The sequence below is a fragment of the Allochromatium tepidum genome, from assembly GCF_018409545.1.
In the GTDB taxonomy this organism is placed as follows: domain Bacteria; phylum Pseudomonadota; class Gammaproteobacteria; order Chromatiales; family Chromatiaceae; genus Thermochromatium; species Thermochromatium tepidum_A.
In genome coordinates this window covers 2,568,064-2,590,338 of record NZ_AP024563.1, presented here as the reverse complement: position 1 = coordinate 2,590,338, position 22,275 = coordinate 2,568,064, and the positions used below count along the sequence as shown (strand labels likewise).

Below are 22,275 nucleotides of genomic sequence, written 5' to 3'. Positions count from 1 at the left end.
CCTCAACCCGCCGACTTCGGCGCCACCGTCTCCAGATGCCAGATGTCGCGGTTGTACTCGGCGATGGTGCGATCCGATGAGAAGTGCCCGCTGTGCGCCGTGTTGAGGATGCTCATGCGCAGCCAGTGCTCTCGGTCGCGATAGGCCGCCGCCGCGCGCTCCTGGGCCTCGACATAGCTCCTGAAGTCGGCCGCCGTCATCCAGGGATCGTGCGGATTGCGGATCGAGAGGATGACCGAATCGAAGACCCCGTTCTCGAACTGGTTGAAGTGCCCGGATTCGAGCAGGTTCATCACATCCCGCAACGCCGGATCGCTGGCGATGATGGCATTGGGGTCATAGTGGCCGCGCATCGACTCCACACCCGCCGCCGTCAACCCGAACAGGAAGAAATGATCCGCGCCGACCTGCTCGCGGATCTCGATGTTGGCCCCATCGAGCGTGCCGATGGTCACGGCGCCGTTCATCATGAACTTCATGTTGCCGGTGCCCGAGGCCTCCTTGCCCGCCGTCGAGATCTGTTCCGAGAGATCCGTCCCCGGCGCGATCACTTCCATCAGCGACACCCGGTAGTCGGGCACGAAGGCCACGCGCAGCAGGCCCGAGGTGGCGGGGTCCATGTTGACGACACGCGCGACATTGTTGATCAGCTTGATGATCTGCTTGGCCATCACATAGCCGGGCGCCGCCTTGCCGCCGATCAGCACGCAGCGCGGCGTCCAGTTGGCCGTGTCGCCGCGCTTGATGCGGTTGTAGAGATGGATGACGTGCAGGATATTGAGCAGCTGGCGCTTGTATTCGTGGATACGCTTGACCTGGACGTCGAACATGGCCTCCAGCGGGAACTCGACGCCGCAGAGGTCGCGGATCTGCTCGGCCAGCCTGGCCTTGTTGGCCTGTTTGATCTCATGCCAGCGCGCGCGGAAGGCGCTGTCGTCCGCATAAGGTGCCAGTTGTGACAGCTGCTCCAGATCACGCACCCAGCCGGTGCCGATGGTCTCGTCGAGCAGATCGCTCAGACCGGGATTGCACATGGCCAGCCAGCGGCGCGGTGTCACCCCATTGGTCTTGTTGTTGAACTTCTCGGGCCAGAGTTCGTGGAAGTCGCGGAACAGGCCCTCGACCAACAGTTGTGAGTGCAGCGCCGCCACGCCATTGACCGAGAAGCTGCCGACGATCGCCAGATAGGCCATGCGCACCTGCGGGTCGTACCCTTCCTCGATCAGCGACATGCGCCGCTGACGGTCGATGTCGCCCGGCCAGCGCAGCGCCACCTCGGCGAGGAAGCGGGCGTTGATCTCGAAGATGATCTCCAGGATGCGCGGCAGGAGCTGGCGGAACAGCCGCACCGGCCAGCGCTCCAGCGCCTCGGGCAGGAGCGTGTGGTTGGTGTAGGCCATGGTGCGGCGGGTGATGTCCCAGGCGTCTTGCCATTCCAGATGATGCTCGTCCATGAGCTGGCGCATGAGTTCGGCCACGGACACCGCCGGGTGGGTGTCGTTGAGCTGGAAGCAGTTGAGTTCGGCGAAGCGGCTGAAGTCGTGCCCGTGCAGCCGGATCCAGTCGCGCAAAACGTCCTTGATGCTGGCGCTGGCCAGGAAGTACTGCTGACGCAGCCGCAGTTCCTTGCCGTTCTCGCTGGCATCATTGGGGTAGAGCACCATGGTGATGTGCTCGGCGGCGTTCTTCTGCGCCACGGATTCGGTGTAACTGCCGGCGTTGAACTCGTCGAGATCGAACTCGTCGGTGGCCGCCGCCTTCCACAGCCGCAGGGTGTTGACGGTGTCGTTGCGATAGCCGGGCACCGGGATGTCATAGGGCACGGCCAGCACGTCATGGGTGTCGACCCAGCTCACGACGATACGTCCGTTCTGATCGCGATGGGTCTCGGTGTGACCGCCGAAATGGATACGCTGGGTGAACTCGGGACGCTCGATCTCCCAGGGATTGCCTTCACGCAGCCAGTGATCCGGTTCCTCGACCTGGGCGCCGTTCTCGATCGTCTGACGGAACATGCCGTATTCGTAGCGCAAGCCGTAGCCGCGCACCGGCAATTGCAGCGTGGCGCAGGAGTCGAGGAAGCAGGCGGCGAGCCGGCCCAGACCGCCGTTGCCCAGACCCGGATCGGGTTCGATCGAGGCGATCTCCTCCAGCTCCAGCCCTAACGTATGCAGACCGCGCGCTACGGCTTCGTCGAGATCCAGGTTGAAGGTGGCGTTGGACAGCGCCCGACCCATCAGGAATTCCAGCGAGAGATAGTAGGTGCGCTTGCAGCCGGTCTCGTCATAGGCCTGACGGGTGGTCTTCCAGCGCTCCATCAGCCGGTCGCGCAGGGTGGTGGCCAGCGCCCGATAGAGGTAGTAGGCCGACAGACAGTCACGGTCGCGCCCGAAGGTGTGAACGTAATAGTGCTTGAAGTCGTGCGCGATCCCCTCGGGGGCGAGCGACAGCGGCGGCAGATCGAAGGTCGAGTCGTTGGGACAGTTCCGGATGAGCTTGGTCGATGAGGACATAGGCCTGGGTTCCTGGTTGCGAAGTGATCGATGGGGTCGTTCAATCGGAAGGCGTCGGAGCATCGGGCTGGAGGCTCGGCAGCGGCGAGTACCCCTGCTTGAAGTCCTCACGCAAGCGTTTGAGCAGACGCCGACGCTCGTCGGCGCCGGCCACCATCAGGGCCGCGAAGGCCGCGCGCCACTGGACCATGTATTCGTAATCGGCCGGTCGGTCAGTGTAGAGCATGATCGCGGTGCAATAGTCGGTCGCCTTCAGATAGTCCTTGAAAGGCACCTCGGTCGGCACCAGCAGCGAGGCGACGATCCGACGGGCCTGAATGGAGGCTTTGTGTTGAACGCTCATGGGTTTTCAGTCGTACATCAGGGTGACTCGCCAGGCGAGTCCTTCGAGTTGGAGTCTCAGGTTGAGCGGCGGCGCCAGGGGCGCGCGCTCGATCCGGACCCGCAGGTCGTCCGGTGCACTGAAGAAGATCTCCGAGATCGACGCCCAGAGTCCAGGCCCCTGGAGCGTCGGAATCAGCAGGAACTGTTCGCGCACCCAATCGAGCGTCACCAGCCGTTGGAGCACGTCGACGCCATGCTGACGGAGTCCGGCCTCCAGCCAGTCGATGAAGGCGTCCGAGACCACCGTGATGAGACTGACCTGATCCTTGTCGAGCCGACGGGCGATCTCGTCGCGCACCGCGTCCAGATCCACCAGGGCGGCGACCGTGGCCTGATCGCCGGCCAGGACCGCGCGCTCCAGACGCCAGAGCGTGCCATAGGGCCAGACGCCATAGCATAGCGTCAAGACCAGGATCAGGATGGCCGCGTTCGTCAGTGCTTGGCGCACGCGAGGCCAGAACCGCTCCAGCCAGGGCCAGTGCGGTCGGTGCCGGCTCAGAGCGAAGGTTCGTCGGTGCGTTTCGGTCTCAGGCATCGTCGGTCTGGAACTGCTCGATGGCCTCGCACACCTCCAGCCAGGCCGTTTCGGTGTCGTCCAGGTCGGTCTGGAGCCGGCGTTGTTCGGCCAGGAGGTTGAGCAGGCGATCCTTGGCGGCCGGCTCGTAGAGTTCGGGCGCGGTCAGTTCCTGTTCCAGCGCGGCGCGGCGTTCGCTCAGCTCGTTGAGCCGTCGTTCCAGGGTCTTTTCGCGCGTGCGCAGGGGTTGCAGTGCCTTACGCGCTTCGGCGGCCTGGCGACGCTGTTGCTTGCGCTCGCCGCCGCGTTCGCTCGGGCCTGGAGCCGTCGGGCCCTTCTGTTCGTCCCGGAGCTGGCGTCCGGCGAGCCAGGCCGGATAGTCGTCGAGATCGCCGTCGAACGGACGCACCGCACCGCCGTCGACCAGCCACAGATCATCGCTGGTGACGCGCAACAGATGGCGATCGTGCGAGACCAGCACCAGTGCCCCATCGAATTCCTGGAGCGCCTCGGCCAGCGCCTGACGCATCTCCAGATCCAGATGGTTGGTCGGCTCGTCCAAGAGCAGCAGATTGGGCCGTTGACGGATGATGAGCGCCAGCACCAGACGCGCCTTTTCGCCGCCCGAGAGCGGGGCGACCGGCTCCAGGGCGCGATCACCGGCAAAGCCGAAGCCGCCGAGATAGTCGCGCAGGGCCTGTTCGGTCGCCGACGGGTCGAGGCGGCGCAGATGGGCGAGCGGGCTGTCGTCGGGACGCAGTTGATCGAGCTGATGTTGGGCGAAATAGCCGATCTTGAGATCCAGGGCACGTTCGCAGCGGCCGGACTGGAGCGGTAGGGTGCCGGCCAGCAGCTTGATGAGCGTCGATTTGCCGGCGCCGTTGCGTCCGAGCAGGCCGATGCGGTCGCCGGGGTCGAGACTGAATCCGACCCCATCGAGAATGGGCCGCTCGCCATAGCCGGCCACGGCCTCGTCGAGCCGCAGCAACGGGCGCGGCAGATTCTCGGCCGGCTCGAAGCCGAAGCGGAAGGGCGAGTCGATATGGGCCGGGGCGATCAGCTCCAGGCGTTCGAGCGCCTTGAGCCGGCTCTGGGCCTGCCGCGCCTTGGTCGCCTTGGCGCGGAAGCGCTCGACGAAGCTGTGCATGTGGGCGATCTCGCGCTGCTGGCGCACATAGGCGGCCTGCTGCTGGGCCAGACGCTCGGCGCGCTGACGCTCGAAGGCCGAATAGTTGCCCGTGTAGAGCGTCAGATGCTGATGTTCCAGATGCAATGTGTGACCGACCACAGCGTCGAGGAAATCGCGATCGTGCGAGATCAGGATCAATGTGCCCGGATAGGCCTTGAGCCGGCCTTCGAGCCAGATGACGGCGTCGAGATCCAGATGGTTGGTCGGCTCGTCGAGGAGCAGCAGATCGGAGCGGCACATAAGGGTGCGGGCGAGCGCCAGCCGCATCCGCCAGCCGCCCGAATAGCTGTTGACCGGACGCCGCTCGTCACCGGGCGCGAAGCCCAGTCCGTGCAGCAGTCGTGCGGCACGGCTCTCGGCCTCATAGGCGCCGATCGACTCCAGCCGTCCGTGCAGCTCGGCCTGACGCAGACCCTCGCCGGCCGCTTCGGCCTCGGCCAGCTCGGACTGGAGCCGGCGCAGTTCACGATCGCCGTCGAGCACGAACTCGATCGCCGGGCGGTCGGTGTCCGGGGTGTGCTGGGCGACATGGGCGATCTCCCAGCCGGACGGGATCGCGACCTCGCCGGCGTCGGCGTGCAGCTCATCGCGCAGCAGGGCGAACAGGCTCGACTTGCCGCTGCCGTTGGCCCCGACCAGACCGACCTTCCAGCCCGGATAGATGGTGAGTGTGGCCCCTTCGAGCAGCCGATTGGGGCCGCGACGGAAACTCAGGTCTTTCAGTTGCAGCATGAACCGCGTCCGGGATACTCAATGAGAGATTTGGTGTGTGTTGTGTGTGTAGTGATCGCGCGACTCGGAGCGCCTGACGTCAACGGGCCTGAGCCTCGATGAGTCCGCCGGCCACCCGGATCTGGAGCCGATCGCCCGGCGCGACCTGAGCCGGATCGCGGACGATCTCGCCCTCGGGCAAGCGGGTCAGGATGGCATAGCCGCGGCTCAGGGTGCCCAGCGGACTGCGTGCCTCCAGTCCGGCGACGGCGCGCAACAGCCGTTCGCGCCGATGTATCAGCAGTTCGGACTGCGCACGGTGCAGACGGCGTTCCAGTGCCTCCAGCTTCAGGCGTGCTCGCTCGATCCGATGCGCGGGCGCCTGGCGTTCCAGTCGCTCGACGACCGGTTGCAGACGCCGGCGGGCCTCGCCGATCCGGTTGACGATGAGCGTGCGTAGTCGCCACTCGGCGCGATCCAGCCGCTGGGCCTGTTGCTGGAGCCGCGCGGCCGGGTGCAGCAGATTCAGATGGCGCCGGCTCGCACTCAGACGCCGGCGAGCCGTGTCGAGCCGCCGCTGTTGGGCCGCGATCAGGCGGTTGGAAAGCGTAGCGACGCGCTCGCGCAGATGCGCGCCCGATGGCGCCACCAGCTCGGCCGCCGCCGAGGGCGTGGCCGCGCGCTGGTCGGCGACCAGGTCGGCGATGGTGAAGTCGATCTCGTGCCCGATGCCACTGACCACCGGAATCCCGGACGCCCGTATGGACCGCGCCAGCCGTTCGTCGTTGAAGGCGTTGAGATCCTCCAGCGAACCGCCGCCGCGCGCCAGGATCAGCACATCACACTCGGCGCGCGCGTTGGCCAGTTCGAGTGCGGCGATCAGTGACTCGGGCGCCGATTCGCCCTGCACCAGCGCCGGATAGATCAGCACCGGCAGCGCCGGAAAGCGCCGACCGAGCACCGTGATCAGATCGCGCACCGCCGCGCCGCTCGGCGAGGTGATGAGCCCGACCTGACGCGGAAAGGGCGGCAGCGGACGCTTGAGCGCCGCCTCGAACAACCCCTCGGCGGCGAGCCGCTGCTTGAGCTGCTCGAAGGCCAGCCGTAGCGCGCCCTCGCCATCCGGCTCCAGATGCTCGATGAGAAGCTGAAACTCGCCCCTGGGTTCATAGAGTGAAACCTGCGCGCGTGCCAGCACCTGCTGTCCGTTGACCGGAGCGAAGATCAGCCGTTGACGCTTGGAACGCCACAGTGCACACCGCACCTGCGCCCCGGCATCCTTGAGGCTGAAATAGAGATGCCCCGAGCTGGGCTGGGCCAGATTCGAGATCTCGCCGCGCACCCAAAGTACCGGAAAGCCGGTCTCGAGCACGGCGCGCGCCTCGCTGACCAGGCGCGAGATGCTGTGGATGTCACGTGAGAAGTCCATCTTTACTCTTTGCGTCGGTTATTTTATACTTCTCCGTTTATCCAGAGCACCGCCGGTTGGGGCGGGGAGCCGGCTCCGACCGGGCGGCGCCAAGCCGCCGGGGCTTTCTGCGCGTTTGCTCCGGTCCCTCAGTCTCTCGACGCGATCCGCGGAGCCTCCAGCCATGCGCCTGATCCAGGAAGCACTCACCTTCGACGACGTCCTGCTCGTTCCAGCCCATTCCACCGTGCTGCCGAACGAGGTCGACTTCAGCACCAAACTCACCCGCGCGATCGATCTGCGCATCCCGCTGGTCTCGGCGGCCATGGACACGGTCACTGAATCGCGTCTGGCGATCGCCATGGCGCTCGAAGGCGGCATCGGTATCATACACAAGAATATGAGTGCCGAGCGTCAGGCACGCGAAGTGCTGGCGGTCAAGAAGTACGAGAGCGGCATCATCCGCAATCCGATCACCGTCTCACCGCACATGAGCATCGGCGAGGTGCTGGCCCTGACCCATGCCAACAACATCTCCGGCGTGCCCGTCACCGACAAGGGCGAGCTGGTCGGCATCGTCACCGGGCGCGATCTGCGGTTCGAGACCCGCATGGGCGAACCCGTCTCGGCCATCATGACGCCGAAAGAGCGTCTGGTGACAGTCCAGGAGGGGGCGAGTCGCGAGGAAGTGCTCGGTCTGCTGCACAAGCATCGCATCGAAAAGGTGTTGGTGGTCAACGACCGCTTCGAGCTGCGCGGACTGATCACGGTCAAGGATATCCAGAAGGCCAAGGACTTCCCCAAAGCCTCGCGCGACGATCACGAGCGTCTGCGCTGCGGCGCGGCGGTGAGCGTCGGCAAGGGCACCGAGGAACGCATCGCCGCGCTGGTCGAGGCGGGCGTCGACGTGGTGGTGGTCGACACCGCGCACGGTCATTCGCAAGGCGTGCTCAATCGGGTGCGCTGGGTCAAGACGCACTATCCGGATCTCCAGGTCATCGGCGGCAACATCGCTACGGCGGACGCTGCGCGCGCGCTGGCCGAGGCCGGAGCGGACGCGGTGAAGGTCGGCATCGGTCCAGGCTGTTTTGCGGCTGGTACGCGCGTCTTGATGGCCAACGCGACCTATAAAAATATTGAGCAGGTGCATCCTGGTGATCGTGTCATCAATCGTGACGGCAAGCCGGTTACGGTCGTCAATGCTTGGTGCACCGGCGTGCGCGAGGTCATGCAAATCCGTCATGCAGCGTCTTTTCTGGGTACGTTGGCCACGCCCGACCATCGCTATCTGATTGGCGATCTGAGTACGGTCAGTGCCGAGACGGTTGCCTCCAAAGGGTACGTCGAGGTGTTGGAGCGCCCAACTCGTCTAGGTGAATCAAAAATCGATTGGACACCGATTGCTGAAGTCGAACGCGGTGTCTGTCTGTTCCCGCGCCGGATCGATTTTGAACTACCGAATCACATCGAAATCAATCTTGCCGATTGCGCCATTCGCAAGGATCTACAGCTTGCGCGCTATCACTGTGAGATCCGCGATTCCTATGAGCTCGGCTATCTGTTCGGTACCTTCCTAGGTGATGGTCATGCCTTCATCGCCGCCTCGAAAAACTCTGAAGTTGGTCGGGTCTCATGGTATTTCAGCGAACGCGAGCAGTCCATCGCCGACAAGTTGAGTCACTGTGTTCAGGAAGTCACCGGTGTCGAACCGGTACAGTCAGAAGGACCGGGCATCATCAATGTTTATTTCTACTCGCTGCAATGGGCACGATTGTTAGCCCGCTGCGGCAAGCGGCATGAAAAACATCTGCCGTCCGAATGGTTATGCGCCAATCCTGAGTATCTACATGGACTCTTCGATGGATTAGTCGATAGCGACGGTTATACGGCCGCTGATGGTCGGATTGGCTTTACCAACACCTCACAAGCGCTGGTCGAGCTCTTCAATATCCTTTCGCTACTGGTCAAAGGTAGTCTGCCGAACTGTCATGTCGAGCCGGGGTCGGCGGGCGGTCTCGTGGGTGTCTCAGATGCCGACTGCCGCGACTCTTACCGTGCGCGTCTCAATGTCTCGTATACCAAGCGTCTGACTGAAGAACATCAGGTACTCAAAATTCTCGACCGTCAGCCGCTGCGTTTGGCGCTCCCGGTCTATGACATCGAAGTCGACTGTCCGACGCATAGCTTCATCGCCGATAACGCGATCGTGCATAACTCGATCTGCACCACGCGCATCGTCGCCGGTGTCGGCGTGCCGCAGATCACGGCGGTGGCCAATGTCACCGAGGCGCTCAAGGGCACCGGCATTCCGCTGATCGCCGACGGCGGTCTGCGCTACTCGGGCGACATCGCCAAGGCCATCGCCGCCGGCGCGTACAGCGTCATGATCGGCGGACTCTTCGCCGGTACGGATGAAGCGCCGGGCGAGGTCGAGATCTATCAGGGCCGTTCCTACAAGTCCTATCGCGGCATGGGCTCGCTCGGGGCCATGGGCTCGTCCGAAGGCTCCAGCGACCGCTACTTCCAGGAGAATACCGAAAAGGAGAAGCTGGTCCCTGAAGGTATCGAGGGCCGCGTCCCCTACAAGGGCAGCCTGCTCAACGTCATCCATCAGCTCGTCGGCGGACTGGGTTCCAGCATGGGCTATACCGGCTGCGCCACCATCGACGAGATGCGCACCAAGCCGCAGTTCGTGCGCGTGAGTGCCGCCGGGATGCGCGAATCCCATGTGCATGACGTGCAGATCACCAAGGAAGCGCCCAACTACCGGATCGACAGCTGATCATGGCCAATATCCACGCCGACCGTATCCTGATCCTCGACTTCGGATCTCAGTACACCCAACTCATCGCCCGGCGCGTGCGTGAGGCGGGGGTCTATTGCGAACTCCACGCCTGGGACATGGATGCCCAGTCCATCCGCGAATTCGCACCCAAGGGCGTCATCCTCTCCGGCGGTCCGCAGTCGGTCCACGAGGCCGAGACGCCGCGCGCCGATCCCATCGTCTTCGAGCTGGGCGTGCCCGTGCTCGGGATCTGCTACGGGCTGCAAACCATGGCCGCCCAGCTCGGCGGCGCCGTGGTGCCCTCGACCCATCGCGAATACGGCTATGCCCAGGTGCGGGTGCGCGGTCATTCGCGGCTGCTGCGCCATATCGAGGACCACACCAGCCCCGAGGGGCACGGGCTGCTCGACGTCTGGATGAGCCACGGCGACCGGGTCGACGTGCTGCCGCCGGGGTTCAGCGTCATCGCCGAGACCGATAGCGCGCCGCTGGCCGGCATCGCCGATGAGTCGCGCCGTTTCTATGGCGTGCAGTTCCACCCCGAAGTCACCCACACCCGTCAGGGGCAGCGCATTCTTGAACGCTTCGTCCACGATATCTGCGGCTGCGGGCGGCTCTGGACGCCGGACAACATCATCGAGGACAGCCTGGCGCGCCTCCGCGCTCAGGTCGGCGGCGACAAGGTGTTGCTCGGACTCTCGGGCGGGGTCGATTCCAGCGTGGTCGCCGCGCTGCTGCATCGGGCCATCGGCGACCAGCTCACTTGCGTCTTCGTCGACAATGGCCTGTTGCGGCTCGGCGAGGGCGATCAGGTGATGAGCACCTTCGCCCGGCACATGGGCGTGCGCGTGATCCGGGTCGATGCCGAAGAGCGCTTCCTCGGTCGCCTGAAGGGCGTCAGCGATCCGGAGCGGAAACGCAAGATCATCGGCAACACCTTCATCGAAGTCTTCGACGACGAGGCGAGCAAGCTCCAGGACGTCAAGTGGCTGGCGCAGGGCACCATCTATCCGGACGTCATCGAGTCGGCGGGGTCCAAGACCGGCAAGGCCAGGGTCATCAAGTCGCATCACAACGTCGGCGGACTGCCCGAGGAGATGAACCTCAAGCTGGTCGAGCCGCTGCGCGAGCTGTTCAAGGACGAGGTGCGCAAGATCGGTGTCGAGCTGGGTCTGCCCTATGAGATGGTCTATCGCCATCCCTTCCCCGGCCCCGGACTCGGGGTGCGCATTCTCGGCGAGGTGCACAAGGATTACGCCGATACGCTGCGTCAGGCCGATCACATCTTCATCGAGGAACTGCGCCGCGCCGATCTCTACGATCAGGTCTCGCAGGCGTTCGCCGTGTTCCTGCCGGTGCGCTCGGTCGGCGTGGTCGGCGACAACCGGCTCTATGCGCCCGTGATCGCCCTGCGTGCGGTCGAGACCATCGACTTCATGACGGCGCGCTGGGCGCATCTGCCCTATGACTTCCTGGATCTGGTCTGCCGGCGCATCGCCAACGAAGTGCCGAACGTTTCGCGCGTGGTCTATGACATCACCGGCAAGCCGCCGGGGACCATCGAGTGGGAGTGAGTCGGGGCTGAATCGGCGTGAGCGACACATTCGCTGACGCAGACGCGCACTGGATGCGCCACGCCCTGGAGCTGGCGCGGTGCGCGGCCGAGGAGGGGGAGGTTCCGGTCGGGGCGGTGCTGGTTCGGGGGGGCGAGATCCTGGGCGAGGGCTGGAACCGCCCGATCATCCGGCACGACCCGAGCGCCCATGCCGAGATCCAGGCCCTGCGTGATGCCGGGCGGCGCGGCGGCAACTATCGCCTGCCCGGCTCCATCCTCTATGTCACGCTCGAACCCTGCGTCATGTGCGCCGGGGCCATCGTCCATGCGCGTGTCGCTCAAGTGGTCTATGGCGCGCCCGACCCCAAGGCCGGCGCCTGCGGCAGCGTCTTCGACCTGCTGCCGTCCGATGGACGCTTCAATCATCGTACCGAGGTGCGCGGCGGTCTGCTCGCCGAGGACTGCGGTGAGGTGCTCAGGGCCTTCTTCCGTGCACGACGCACGCGCTCGACCTCGGATCGTCCGGCGTCGGCCCAGGACACGACGGCTTGAGCGTTCGGAGCCTTTCGGCGCTCAGCGCCGGCTCGCCCGGTAGCTCGACTGATACAGACGCATGGCACCCAAACGCTCGGGTACGGCGGTGTCGCTGAAGAGATTGAAATACACCTCGGCGAAATGACGGTCGGCCCCCAGGATGTGGGCCAGTAGCCAATCGCGGATGATGCCCTGACTGGCCTCGTCGAAGACGGCCAAGCCCTCTGCGCGCCATTCGCGCAGCAGGGTGGTGAATTCGGCCATGAGTACGGCATGTTCGCACTGATGCTCGCCGATGCCTTCATAGTCGAACGAACGCATGAACGCCTCTTCACGCTGGAAATGCTCGCGCATCGACTCACCCAGGCGGGTCAGGGCGTCGAGCAGGGCGTTGGCGTCTCCCGAGCGTCCGTGTGACGCCTCGGGGCAGAAACGCAGACAGATATCGGCGAGCTGCTCGATCAGCGCGCGGTGATCCTGATCGAGCAGCTCGATATCGAGCGACCATTCTTCGTGCCAAGTCAGTAATCGAGTCATGAAATCCTCCGTCTTGCGTACTCTTGTGGTTCGCTTATTTAGTGTGTTGAAGCCGGTGCCGGGGCACCGGGTGGATACGGCTATGTGATGCTCAGCGATCGGTCGAACGTTGGGTTGCGTAAATCCGTGTAATAAAAACCGCCTCGTTACGACGCGCGAGGGGGTTTGAACGCCAGGATACGGGCTTTGGCGTTCGGCGGCGTTCCGCCGGCGGGCTTGAGTTGCAGCTGATCGAGTGCCGGGCCGATCTCGGACAACAGCCGCCGCTGTACGTCCTTCAGATCATTGAAATAGTAGACCATCTCACAGGAAACGGGGTCGCACAGCGAAGCCCGTCCGACGAACGGTCGCCAAGCCAGTCGGATCAGTCGTCCGCCCTCGCCGTCGTGATAGGCGTAGCCGCCCAGGGCATCGACGAAGATGACCTCCTCGGCGTCGATCACGGCCAGATATTGCATCGAGCGGATCGGGACGAACACGCTCGATCCGCGCGCCTGTTTCAGCAGGCGGCGCAGGGCGTTGTGGAGGGGGGCCGGGATGGTGGTCAGCTCGCGCGCATATTCGGTATCGGGACGGAAGAAGACTTCCCGGACGAAGTAGCTGGACATGGCCGGCGCGTTCTCATTGAGGTGGAATCGGCTTCGGCTCCGGCGGGCCTCAAGCGATGCCCAGGCCGGAGCGGTCGGAATCGGCGGTTCGACGTCAGTCGGTCTCGTCGAGTTCCGGATTCCAGCCGGAGGAGCGCGCCCGCTCGATGGCCTCGGCATAGATGCGCGCATGACGGTCGCGCAGTTCGGGCGGCAGGTTGGAGACCAGATGGCCATAGGGTTGCCAGGCGGCCGTGACCTTGTCGTAGAGGGCGTCGATGCCCTGGATGGTCCAGCCCTCGCAGGTCTCGTCCTCGGGGATGATCCCGAATACCCAGGCATCGCGGATGATGTTGGCCGTCGGGGTCATGGGCTGTTCCTGATTGTGGATGCCTTCGTAGATCTTTGGCTTCATGCGTGGTCAGCTTCTCGGCGTTGAAAAATGGATGGCGGATAAGAATCTTCGCGTCCATCGTGGCGATCCGTATAAGCGACCCAGTATGGGTGCGGAGGCGCGAAAATCCAGATGGGCGACTGAAGACCGATGGCTTATTGGAATCGTCCACGCACGCGATGGAGGTCGACGTACATGGAGAGGGGGGCAGTATGAACGAGACCGGAGAAACCGTGGTCGATTTTATGCGGCATGGCGAGCCGGTGGGTGGGCGGCGCTATCGCGGGCATGGCATCGACGATCCGCTGTCGCCGCTCGGTTGGGAGCAGATGCGTCGTGCGGTCGGCGAGCATCGCCACTGGGATCAGATCATCAGCTCGCCATTGCGTCGATGTCGGCTCTTCGCCGCTGAGTTGGCGGCGCGGTACGCCTTGCCCCTGGCCGTCGACCCGGAGTTTCGCGAGATCGGCATGGGTGATTGGGAAGGGCGTTCACACCAGGAGATCCGCACGCGCGAGTCCGAGCGATTCGCGGCCTTCAAGCGTGATCCCGTGGTGGTCAGGCCGCCGGGCGGTGAGTCGCTGGAGCCGTTTCAGCGCCGGATCGTGGCGGCCTATGAGCGCCAGGTCGCCGCTTATCCGGGGCAGCGTCTGCTGATCGTCTGTCATGCCGGGGTGATCCGGGCGGTTCTGGGCTATGCGCTCGGCGCACGACCGGAGCGCTGGTATCGGTTGCAGATCGGTCATGCTTCGATCAGTCGTATTCGCCTGGATCACTTTGGGATTTCCTCCATTGCGATCCAGGCGAGCGTCGTCGATTGACCGGCAGTGTGGTTTCGGCTCAAGCGCTGTCGATCGTTCAGCGAGCTGACAGGGTGAGCTGTTTTCCCATGACCGACATCGCGTCGGCAATCGTGTGACAAGTCCCCGGAGCGGAGGTTGTAGACACGTTTTTTGAAGCGTTCTGGGCGTTTGTCGCGCCATGCCTTGAGTGCCTGAATCGAGGCGATATGTCCGAAGGTTTTCCGCTGCGGCAGGCGGCACACAATGGACGATCTCGAGACAGGCGTCCGGCCGGCGCAGCAGAAACGCCATCTGAACCGTCGGCAGGAGCAGACGCGCGCCGCGCTCGATGGCGGTGAACAGTTCGGCGAACGAACGGCAGGTCGGCAGGCGCGACATGACCTCACGTAGGACGTCGGGCGTGATTGGATGCAGGCTCGGCACCGACCCCGACGAGAGGTCGCCGGCCGGCTCGGCGGGGGAGAGCAATCTGGGTGGTGGAACCTGTTTCATCACGACTCCATGAAGGCCGAGATAACGTCCCGCGTAGTTGTGATGGTCGCTTCGAGTATGGCTGGAAGTTGCTCGATATCGAGTCCCGTCAGATGCCAGGCTCCGTCGTCGAGCACCGGAACCCAGCGCGTGCCGCTGGTGCCGAGTCTGAGGCTGTTGACGATCAGGTCGGCGACATGCACGACGGCGGTTTCGGATGAGCCCGGCGAACGCCAGGGTGCATGGTGATCGGAGACGGCCGAGCGGAAGACCTCGGGCAGTTGCCAGTGCGCGAGCAGGATGGCACCGAGTTCGGTGTGGTCGATGCCCAGGTATTGCCGCTCCAGGTCGTGCAGATGGCCCTGGCGTTCATGATGGGCCTGCAGGGCGGCGCCCATGTCGAGCGGCTCCAGGATGTAGAGCGGCAGGCGTCCGATGTCGTGCAGCAGTCCGGCCAGATAGGCGTGTTCCGGGTTGGCCCGACCGCCCTGGCGTGCAATGAGGCGGGCCGCCACGCCGCAGGCGAGGCCATGCTCCCAGAACGAGCGCATGGACACAGTGCCGAGCGGCAGATCACGGAACACCGTCATCAAGGCGGTGGACAGCACCAGATGGTGGGCGGCGGTCGTGCCGATGAGTGTCAAGGCACGCAGGATGGTATCGACCTTGGTCGCCAATCCATAGAGCGGGCTGTTGGCGACACGCAGCAGGCGCATGCTCATGGACGGGTCGGCCTCGATGAGGCCGGCCGCGGTTTCCAACGCGCCGTCCGGGGCCGTGAGGGCTTCGCGCACACGCTGATAGACGGTCGGGAGCGCGGGGAGCTCGCCGAGTCGTTCGATGAGACGGTCAGCGCCCATACCCTGACTCCCTAGGACCGATCGAGCGCTCGGCTCAGGCAGAGCGCTTGCAAGGCCTGAATCACGGGATGATCGCGATTACTCAAGCTGAATTGGATATCGATTGAGCGACGGATCTCGTCGATGATCTCGGGATCGCGGATTCCTGAATCGACCGCGTCCTCGTCCTGCACGATGGCGACCTCGGCCACGCCCCACGACCTCAGCGCCCGGATCTGGCGCTCGCCCAGGACGACGCCGGCACGGATCAGGATCTGACCATGAGGATCGTGAACGTCCTTGGCGAGCCGCATGCCTGGTTGGATCTCCGCGAGGCGCATGAGAGGCTTTCCGCTGTCGTCGTCGATTGGCGCATTCTACATGATGCAATCAGTGCAGGCGCTGCCCCGCGCACCAGGTCTCGAAATAGCGTTGCATGACCTCGCGCGCCTGGGGCGGATAGTCGAGCGTCTCCATCTGACCCATACCCTCGCGGAAGAAGTCGGGCGCCTCCTCGGGCAGGTGCTCGACGATAGTCTGAAATGCCGCTTCCATCAAGAGCGGCTGACGGGTGCGGGTGGCGACGATGGCGCGGTTGATCAGGAGCACGCGCCAGGGGCGGGCCGGATTGTCGGTCTCCAGCTCCAGGGCGCGCTCGATGCCGATGGCGTCCATGATCTCGTTCATGAGTCCATAGAGTTCGATCAGCGACTCGGGTCGGCGCAGACCATTGGCCAGCCGTGCGAGCGCGTTGACCACGGGCTCGGGATGCGGCAGCTCGCAGCCGCGACGCAGCATCCAGACGCTGAGCGGGAGGGCCAGGCGTTCCAGCGCCTGGGCCTGCGTGGGCAGGTTGAGTCGCTGGGCCAGCTCGGTGAGCTGGACGATCAGACGCAGTCCGTGCTCCAGGATGAGTTCGGGGTCGGAGCCGGTCGCCTGCCGGATCCGGCGCGCAAAGTCGGCCTCTGATCCGTTGTCGGCGGCGTGCAGGACGTCGAGCAGGCGTTCGAGTCCCGCGAGCAGCGCCCGCGGCGTCGGCTCGACGGACTCGACCGACTCGTCGCTGACGCGCTGGAGTTCCTCGCCGAGTTCGTCGAGACGCTGCGCGATGTGGCTGATGTCGATCGGTGGCAGCATGGTGTCCGGCCTCTGCGTCGACCCGTCCCCGCGTGGGGCAGGTCCGTGGATCTCGAAAGCATAGCAATCGCACGGGTATTCGTCGCGCGCCCGATCGCACGCCGCCTTCGTCATTCGGTTAAACTAGGCCGATGCATCCCATTCCCGATCTCCATACGCATTCGACCGCCTCCGACGGCACCCTCACGCCGACGCAGCTGGTGGCGCGCGCCGGCGCGGCTGGGGTACGGGTGCTGGCGCTCACCGATCACGACAACACCGACGGTCTGGCCGAGGCCGCGCGGGCGGCGGATGCACAGGGGCTGATCCTGATTCCGGGCGTCGAGATCTCCGTCACCTGGAACACGCTCACGGTGCATGTGGTGGGTCTGCGGCTCGATCCGGCCAACGTGGAGCTTCAGATTGGGCTGGCGCGCTTGATGGAATTTCGTGCCTGGCGCTCCGAGGAGATCGGGCGGCGGCTGGCCAAGCACGGCATCGACGACGCCTACGCGGGTGCGCGGGCGCTGGCCAGGGGGCGTCTCGTCGGTCGCACCCATTTCGCGCGTTTGCTGGTCAAGCAGCGGCACGCAGCGGACACCAACGAGGTCTTCCGGCACTTCCTCACGCGCGGCAAACCGGGTCATGTGCCGGGCGACTGGGCGAGTCTGGAGGAAGCGCTCGGTTGGATTCGCGGCGCCGGCGGCGAGGCGGTGATCGCCCATCCGGCCCGCTATGGTCTGACGCGCAGTCGGATGCAGCGGCTGCTCGGCGAGTTCCGCGAACTCGGCGGCGTCGGCGTCGAGGTCGTCACCGGCAGTCACAGTCGCGACGAAGCCTTCACCTTCGCCCGTCATGCGCGCGAGCAGCGTCTGCGCGCCTCGGCGGGTTCCGATTATCATGGACCCGAGAATCCCTGGCTCGAACTCGGTCGGTTGCCGCCGTTGCCGGAGGGCTGTGTGCCCCTCTGGCGCGACTGGTCCGAGCCGGCGCTCCAGGAGCCTCGCGCGGCCTGCGGTTAAAGACCGAACCGAGAACCCTTCATGGCGCAGTTCTTCCAGATCCATCCCGAGAATCCCCAGCCGCGGCTGATCCGTCGCGCGGTCGAGATCCTGCTCGAAGGCGGGGTCATCGTCTATCCGACCGATTCATCCTATGCGCTCGGCTGCCAGATCGGCGAGAAGTCGGCGATGGAGCGCATCCGGCGCATCCGGCGGCTCGACGACAAGCACAACTTCACCCTGGTCTGTCGCGATCTCTCCGAGATCGCCAGCTATGCCAAGATCGACGATCAGGCCTATCGGATGCTCAAGTCGCTCACGCCCGGCGCCTATACCTTCATCCACGAGGCGACCAAGCAGGTGCCGCGCCGACTGCTGCATCCGCGCCGCAAGGCGATCGGTCTGCGGGTGCCGGACAACGTCATCTGTCGTGCGCTGCTCGGCGAACTCGATCAGCCGATCCTGAGCACCACGCTGATCCTGCCCGATCACGACGAGCCGCTGACCGATCCCTACGACATGCGTGAGGCGCTCGACAAACATGTGGATCTGATCATCGACGGCGGCTTCTGCGGCCTGGAGCCGACGACCGTAGTCGACATGACGGCCGATCCGCCGGCCCTGGTGCGTCGCGGCAAGGGCGACGCCACACTGTTCGAGGAATGATGCAAGCGCTCAATCACATACAACTGCTGGCGGTGCTGGCCGTGCCTGTCCTGCTGGCCATCACCGTGCACGAGGCCGCTCACGGCTGGGTCGCCGACAAGCTCGGCGACCACACCGCGCTCCGGCTCGGGCGCGTGACCTTCAATCCGTTGCGGCATGTCGATTTGGTCGGCACGCTGCTGGTGCCGGCGCTGGCCTTTTTCTTCACCGGCTTTTTGTTCGGCTGGGCCAAGCCGGTGCCTGTGAACTGGCGCAACCTGGGGCATCCAAGGCGCGACATGGCGCTGGTGGCGGTCGCCGGCCCGGGGGCCAATCTGATCATGGCGCTCGCCTGGAGCCTGATCATCCGGACCGGACTGCTCTTGTTTCCAGTCAGCCAGTGGATCGCGCTGCCCTTGGTCTACACCGGCGCGGCGGGCGTGCTCATCAATGTCTTCCTGATGGTGCTGAACCTGGTACCCCTGCTGCCGCTCGACGGCGGGCGGGTGCTCAATTCGCTGCTGCCGCCGCGCGTGGCGCGTGCCTTCTCACGGCTCGAACCCTTTGGACTCGTCATCCTACTGATCCTGCTCGTCACCGGCGTGCTCGGGGCCGTCCTGCTGCCGATCGTCGTCTGGACCCTCGGGTTGCTGCCGGGCAGCGGGATCGTCAAGGAACTCTTTTTCGTCTGACACGCGAGGTCATCGACTCTTGGCTTCTGTCTCACATCAACACGCACGCGTACTCTCGGGCATGCGTCCGACCGGACGGCTGCATCTCGGCCATTATCATGGTGTGCTCAAGAACTGGCTGGAGTTGCAGCACGAGTACGAGTGCTTCTTCTTCGTCGCCGACTGGCATGCGCTCACCACCCATTACGAAGATCCGACCAACATCCCCGACAGTACGCGCGACATGGTGATCGACTGGCTGGCCGCCGGTATCAATCCCGGCTCGGCCACGCTCTTCGTCCAGTCGCGGGTGCCCGAACATGCCGAGCTGCATCTGCTGCTGTCCATGATCACGCCGCTCGGCTGGCTCGAACGGGTGCCGAGCTACAAGGATCAGCAGGAGAAGCTCAAGGAACGCGATCTGGCGACCTATGGCTTTCTCGGTTATCCGCTGCTCCAGAGCGCCGACATCCTCATCTACAAGGCCGGACAGGTGCCGGTCGGCGAGGATCAGGTCGCCCATGTCGAGCTGACGCGCGAGGTGGCGCGGCGCTTCAACCATATCTTCGGGCGCGAGCCGGACTTCGAGATCAAGGCCGAAGAGGCCAAGAAGAAGATGGGCAAGAAGAACGCCAAGCTGTTCGACGAGTTGCGGCGGCGCTATCAGGAACAGGGCGATCAGGAGGCGCTGGAGGTGGCGCGCGCGCTGCTCGAAGGGCAGGGGAACATCACCCTGTCCGACCGCGAGCGGCTGTTCGGCTATCTGGAAGGCGGCGGGCGCATCATCCTGCCCGAGCCGCAGGCGCTCTTGACCAAGGCGTCCAAGATGCCGGGGCTGGACGGTCAGAAGATGTCCAAGTCCTACGACAACACGATCTCACTGCGCGACTCGCCGGCCGAGGTCGAGAAGGCACTACGGACCATGCCGACCGATCCGGCACGGGTGCGGCGCACCGATCCGGGCGATCCCGAGAAGTGTCCGGTGTGGCAGTTCCATCAGGTCTATTCCGACAGCTCGGTGCACGAGTGGGTGCAGCAGGGCTGCCGCTCGGCGGGGATCGGCTGTCTGGAGTGCAAGCAGCCGATCATCGATGCCGTGCTTGCCGAACTGACGCCGATCCAGGAGCGCGCACGCGAGTACGAGGCCCAGCCCGATCTGGTGCGCAGTATCCTGAACGAAGGTTGTGAAAAGGCCCGTGATGTGGCGCGTGAGACCATGGAAGAGGTCCGTCACGCCATGTCGCTGGTGATGTCCTGAAGTCCGTCGAACCTTGAACGCACCGAGCGAAGCGGAGGGGATCGCTGCCGCCGTCGAGCCTGATCGCTCGACGGCGGATGTGCGACAGGAGCCGCCCCTAGCCATGGTCCGGGGCGCGCCGTTCCTGACGCTGCCCCAGGATCTCTATATCCCGCCCGATGCGCTGGAGGTCTTCCTCGAAACCTTCGAGGGGCCGCTCGATCTGCTGCTCTATCTGATCCGGCGTCAGAATCTGGATATCCTCGACATCCCGATCGCCGAGATCACCGAGCAGTACATGGAATACGTCGAGCTGATGCATGAGCTGCGTCTGGAGCTGGCGGCCGAGTATCTGCTGATGGCCGCGATGCTGGCCGAGATCAAGTCGCGGATGCTGCTGCCCCGACCGCAGGAGGCGGAAGAGGAGGGCGTCGATCCGCGCGCCGATCTGGTCCGAAGGCTCCAGGAGTATGAGCGTTTCAAACAGGCGGCGGCGGATCTCGACGCGCTGCCCCGACTGGAACGCGATCACTTCGTCGTTGAGGCCGCTGTGCCGCCCGGATTCATCCGACGCCGACCGCCGGACGTGGATCTGCACGAACTGCTGTCGGCACTGCGCGAGGTGCTGGCGCGCGCCGAACTCTTCACCAGCCACAAAGTCGAGAAGGAACAACTGTCGCTGCGCGAGCGCATGTCGCAGGTGCTGGAGCGTCTGAACGGCGGCGGGTTTGCGCGTCTGACCGATCTCTTCGACCCGAGCGAAGGCCGTCCGGGCGTGGTCGTGACCTTTCTGGCGCTGCTGGAACTGATCAAGTCGAGCGTGCTCGAACTGGTGCAGTCCGAGTCCTTCGCCCCCATCCATGTCAAACTGCGCGAGTCCTCGCCCGCGACCACCGCATGACCGACCAGCCGCTCAAAGCCATCGTCGAGGGGGCGCTGATCGCCGCCGGCGGTCCGCTGACGCTCGACCGGCTCCTGGAACTCTTCGGCGAGGACGAGCGCCCCGAGCGCGCCGCCATCCTCGACTGTATCCGCGCACTGAGCGCCGACTACGAGGGACGCGGCATCGAGATCGCCGAGGTCGCGGGCGGTTATCGGGTGCAGGTGCGTGCATCCGTCGCGCCCTGGGTGGCGCGGCTGTGGGACGAGAAGGCCCCGCGCTATTCGCGCGCCCTGCTGGAGACCCTGGCCCTGATCGCCTACCGCCAGCCGATCACGCGCGGCGAGATCGAGGACATCCGCGGCGTGGCCGTGAGCACCAACATCATCAAGACCCTCACCGAGCGCGAATGGGTGCGGGTCGTGGGGCATCGCGACGTGCCGGGCCGACCGGCGCTCTATGCGACCACGCGCCGCTTCCTGGATTACTTCGGACTGCGCTCGCTCAACGAGCTGCCGCCCCTGTCCGAGATCCGCGACCCCGAGTCCTATTTCCTATCCACGAACGTCGTGCCGACGTCCGAACCGACCGAGAACACCTCATGAAGAACGATCGACAGCCGCCCCCTCGTCCAGGCTCCGGCGACGAACCCGTCCGGCTCCAGAAGCTGCTCGCCGAGGCCGGACTCGGCTCGCGCCGCCGGATCGAGGGCTGGATCAGCGAGGGCCGGGTGCGCGTCAACGGGCAGCTCGCCAAGCTCGGCGATCAGGCTACCCGTGCCGACCGTATCCGCGTCGACGGGCGCGATGTCACGCTCAAGCCCAAGCGCGATTCCGAGACCCAGATCATCGTCTACCACAAGCCCGAGGGCGAACTGGTCACGCGCCGCGATCCCGAGGAGCGCCCGACCGTTTTTCGCCGTCTGCCGCGACCCAAGCAGGGGCGCTGGATCGCGGTCGGTCGGCTCGACATCAATACCTCGGGCCTGATCCTGTTCACCACCGACGGCGAGCTGGCCAACCGGCTCATGCACCCCTCGCGCGAGATCGAGCGCGAATACTCGGTGCGCATCCTCGGCGAGGTCGCGCCCGAGACCCTGGAGCGCCTGACCGCCGGCATCGAGCTGGAAGACGGCCCGGCCAGGTTCGAGCGCGTCACCGATCAGGGCGGAACCGGCGCCAATCACTGGTACAACGTGGTGCTGCGCGAGGGACGCAATCGCGAGGTGCGCCGACTGTGGGAGGCCGCCGGCTGCACCGTCAGCCGGCTGATCCGCATCCGCTACGGCAATGTCGAGCTGGGCCGACGGCTCTTCCCCGGCAACTGGCGTCCGCTGACCGACGAGGAACGCGCCGAGCTCATGGCCCTGGCCGGACTGCGCGTGCTGGAGCGTCCGCGTCTGCGCCGTTCCGCCCCTGGAGCCGTGAAGCCCGGGCGACACAAGCCCGACGGTGGCTCCACATCGGGCGAAGGGTCGAAGTGGGGGCGGCGTCCGCGCTGA

The 22,275-nt window shown here is 65.1% G+C and carries 22 protein-coding genes and 4 pseudogenes; 14 read left to right on the top strand and 12 right to left on the bottom strand.

Annotated elements, in window-relative coordinates; translation table 11 throughout:
• Positions 1–2 precede the first annotated feature (2 nt).
• The 5 genes from Atep_RS12445 to xseA all read right to left on the bottom strand — a co-directional run bounded on the left by Atep_RS12445 (position 3) and on the right by xseA (position 6,740).
• Positions 3–2,513, bottom strand: coding sequence for a glycogen/starch/alpha-glucan phosphorylase (locus Atep_RS12445; RefSeq protein WP_213378815.1), 2,511 nt, complete (start codon positions 2,511–2,513; stop codon positions 3–5).
• A gap of 40 nt (positions 2,514–2,553) precedes the next feature.
• Entirely contained in the window at positions 2,554–2,856 is a 303-nt protein-coding gene (locus Atep_RS12440; RefSeq protein WP_213378814.1) for a hypothetical protein, read from the bottom strand.
• A 6-nt stretch (positions 2,857–2,862) separates the two neighbouring features.
• Positions 2,863–3,432, bottom strand: coding sequence for a DUF2939 domain-containing protein (locus tag Atep_RS12435; RefSeq protein WP_213378813.1), 570 nt, complete (start codon positions 3,430–3,432; stop codon positions 2,863–2,865).
• The gene (locus tag Atep_RS12430) at positions 3,425–5,332 is read right to left on the bottom strand and encodes an ATP-binding cassette domain-containing protein (RefSeq protein WP_213378812.1); all 1,908 of its coding nucleotides are present in this window, start codon (positions 5,330–5,332) and stop codon (positions 3,425–3,427) included. Before Atep_RS12430 ends, Atep_RS12435 begins: the two co-directional genes overlap by 8 nt.
• 79 nt (positions 5,333–5,411) lie before the next feature.
• Complete coding sequence (gene xseA / locus Atep_RS12425; RefSeq protein ID WP_213378811.1) at positions 5,412–6,740, bottom strand: exodeoxyribonuclease VII large subunit; 1,329 nt, start codon at positions 6,738–6,740, stop codon at positions 5,412–5,414.
• Positions 6,741–6,903: 163 nt separating this feature from the next.
• Here xseA and guaB point away from each other — a divergent pair.
• The 5 genes and pseudogenes from guaB to tadA all read left to right on the top strand — a co-directional run.
• A pseudogene (gene guaB / locus Atep_RS12420) lies at positions 6,904–7,830 on the top strand (IMP dehydrogenase); the annotation flags it as partial.
• Positions 7,831–7,905: pseudogene (locus Atep_RS17185) on the top strand (hypothetical protein); the annotation flags it as partial.
• A 1,029-nt stretch (positions 7,906–8,934) separates the two neighbouring features.
• A pseudogene (locus tag Atep_RS12410) lies at positions 8,935–9,501 on the top strand (IMP dehydrogenase); the annotation flags it as partial.
• A 2-nt stretch (positions 9,502–9,503) separates the two neighbouring features.
• Positions 9,504–11,078: a glutamine-hydrolyzing GMP synthase gene (guaA, locus tag Atep_RS12405; protein ID WP_213378810.1), complete on the top strand. Its 1,575-nt coding sequence runs from the start codon at positions 9,504–9,506 to the stop codon at positions 11,076–11,078.
• Between the two features lie 17 nt (positions 11,079–11,095).
• A complete protein-coding gene (tadA, locus tag Atep_RS12400) occupies positions 11,096–11,611 on the top strand; it encodes a tRNA adenosine(34) deaminase TadA (protein WP_272876290.1) in 516 nt (171 codons plus the stop codon).
• Between the two features lie 21 nt (positions 11,612–11,632).
• Here tadA and Atep_RS12395 read toward each other — a convergent pair whose 3' ends face one another.
• The 3 genes from Atep_RS12395 to Atep_RS12385 all read right to left on the bottom strand — a co-directional run bounded on the left by Atep_RS12395 (position 11,633) and on the right by Atep_RS12385 (position 13,132).
• Complete coding sequence (locus Atep_RS12395; protein WP_213378809.1) at positions 11,633–12,130, bottom strand: bacteriohemerythrin; 498 nt, start codon at positions 12,128–12,130, stop codon at positions 11,633–11,635.
• A 146-nt stretch (positions 12,131–12,276) separates the two neighbouring features.
• Positions 12,277–12,738: a hypothetical protein gene (locus Atep_RS12390; RefSeq protein ID WP_213378808.1), complete on the bottom strand. Its 462-nt coding sequence runs from the start codon at positions 12,736–12,738 to the stop codon at positions 12,277–12,279.
• Positions 12,739–12,832: 94 nt separating this feature from the next.
• Complete coding sequence (locus Atep_RS12385) at positions 12,833–13,132, bottom strand: hypothetical protein (protein ID WP_213378807.1); 300 nt, start codon at positions 13,130–13,132, stop codon at positions 12,833–12,835.
• A gap of 191 nt (positions 13,133–13,323) precedes the next feature.
• Between Atep_RS12385 and Atep_RS12380 the strand changes: the two genes are divergently transcribed.
• Positions 13,324–13,932, top strand: a complete 609-nt coding sequence (locus Atep_RS12380; protein WP_213378806.1) for a histidine phosphatase family protein — start codon at positions 13,324–13,326, stop codon at positions 13,930–13,932.
• 101 nt (positions 13,933–14,033) lie between these two features.
• Here Atep_RS12380 and Atep_RS17180 read toward each other — a convergent pair.
• Positions 14,034–14,147 (bottom strand): annotated as a pseudogene (locus tag Atep_RS17180) (IS481 family transposase); the annotation flags it as partial.
• Positions 14,148–14,157: 10 nt separating this feature from the next.
• Between Atep_RS17180 and Atep_RS12375 the strand changes: the two are divergent.
• Positions 14,158–14,304 carry a hypothetical protein gene (locus Atep_RS12375; RefSeq protein ID WP_213378805.1) on the top strand — a complete coding sequence of 49 codons (147 nt, stop codon included), beginning with the start codon at positions 14,158–14,160 and terminating at the stop codon, positions 14,302–14,304.
• A gap of 101 nt (positions 14,305–14,405) precedes the next feature.
• On the opposite strand, the gene Atep_RS12370 is transcribed toward Atep_RS12375, so the two are convergent.
• From Atep_RS12370 to Atep_RS12360, 3 genes are all read right to left on the bottom strand, one after another.
• Positions 14,406–15,245, bottom strand: coding sequence for an HDOD domain-containing protein (locus tag Atep_RS12370; protein WP_213378804.1), 840 nt, complete (start codon positions 15,243–15,245; stop codon positions 14,406–14,408).
• 11 nt (positions 15,246–15,256) lie between these two features.
• Positions 15,257–15,538 carry a hypothetical protein gene (locus Atep_RS12365; RefSeq protein ID WP_236786197.1) on the bottom strand — a complete coding sequence of 94 codons (282 nt, stop codon included), beginning with the start codon at positions 15,536–15,538 and terminating at the stop codon, positions 15,257–15,259.
• A 76-nt stretch (positions 15,539–15,614) separates the two neighbouring features.
• Positions 15,615–16,361, bottom strand: a complete 747-nt coding sequence (locus Atep_RS12360) for a hypothetical protein (protein WP_213378802.1) — start codon at positions 16,359–16,361, stop codon at positions 15,615–15,617.
• 131 nt (positions 16,362–16,492) lie between these two features.
• On the opposite strand from Atep_RS12360, the gene Atep_RS12355 reads away from it, so the two are divergent.
• From Atep_RS12355 to rluB, 7 genes are read left to right on the top strand one after another with little or no spacing between them, the layout of a single operon-like run.
• Positions 16,493–17,362, top strand: a complete 870-nt coding sequence (locus Atep_RS12355) for a PHP domain-containing protein (protein WP_213378801.1) — start codon at positions 16,493–16,495, stop codon at positions 17,360–17,362.
• A 21-nt stretch (positions 17,363–17,383) separates the two neighbouring features.
• Positions 17,384–18,007: an L-threonylcarbamoyladenylate synthase gene (locus tag Atep_RS12350; protein ID WP_213378800.1), complete on the top strand. Its 624-nt coding sequence runs from the start codon at positions 17,384–17,386 to the stop codon at positions 18,005–18,007.
• The gene (locus Atep_RS12345) at positions 18,007–18,678 is read left to right on the top strand and encodes a site-2 protease family protein (protein WP_213378799.1); all 672 of its coding nucleotides are present in this window, start codon (positions 18,007–18,009) and stop codon (positions 18,676–18,678) included. The genes Atep_RS12350 and Atep_RS12345 overlap by 1 nt, the downstream gene beginning before the upstream one ends.
• Positions 18,679–18,697: 19 nt before the next feature.
• Positions 18,698–19,915, top strand: a complete 1,218-nt coding sequence (locus tag Atep_RS12340; RefSeq protein WP_213378798.1) for a tryptophan--tRNA ligase — start codon at positions 18,698–18,700, stop codon at positions 19,913–19,915.
• Positions 19,916–19,928: 13 nt separating this feature from the next.
• Positions 19,929–20,795, top strand: coding sequence for a segregation and condensation protein A (locus Atep_RS12335; protein ID WP_213378797.1), 867 nt, complete (start codon positions 19,929–19,931; stop codon positions 20,793–20,795).
• Entirely contained in the window at positions 20,792–21,379 is a 588-nt protein-coding gene (scpB, locus tag Atep_RS12330; RefSeq protein ID WP_213378796.1) for an SMC-Scp complex subunit ScpB, read from the top strand. The genes Atep_RS12335 and scpB overlap by 4 nt, the downstream gene beginning before the upstream one ends.
• Positions 21,376–22,275 (top strand): 23S rRNA pseudouridine(2605) synthase RluB, encoded by a 900-nt coding sequence (gene rluB, locus Atep_RS12325; RefSeq protein WP_213378795.1) that lies wholly within the window; start codon positions 21,376–21,378, stop codon positions 22,273–22,275. The genes scpB and rluB overlap by 4 nt, the downstream gene beginning before the upstream one ends.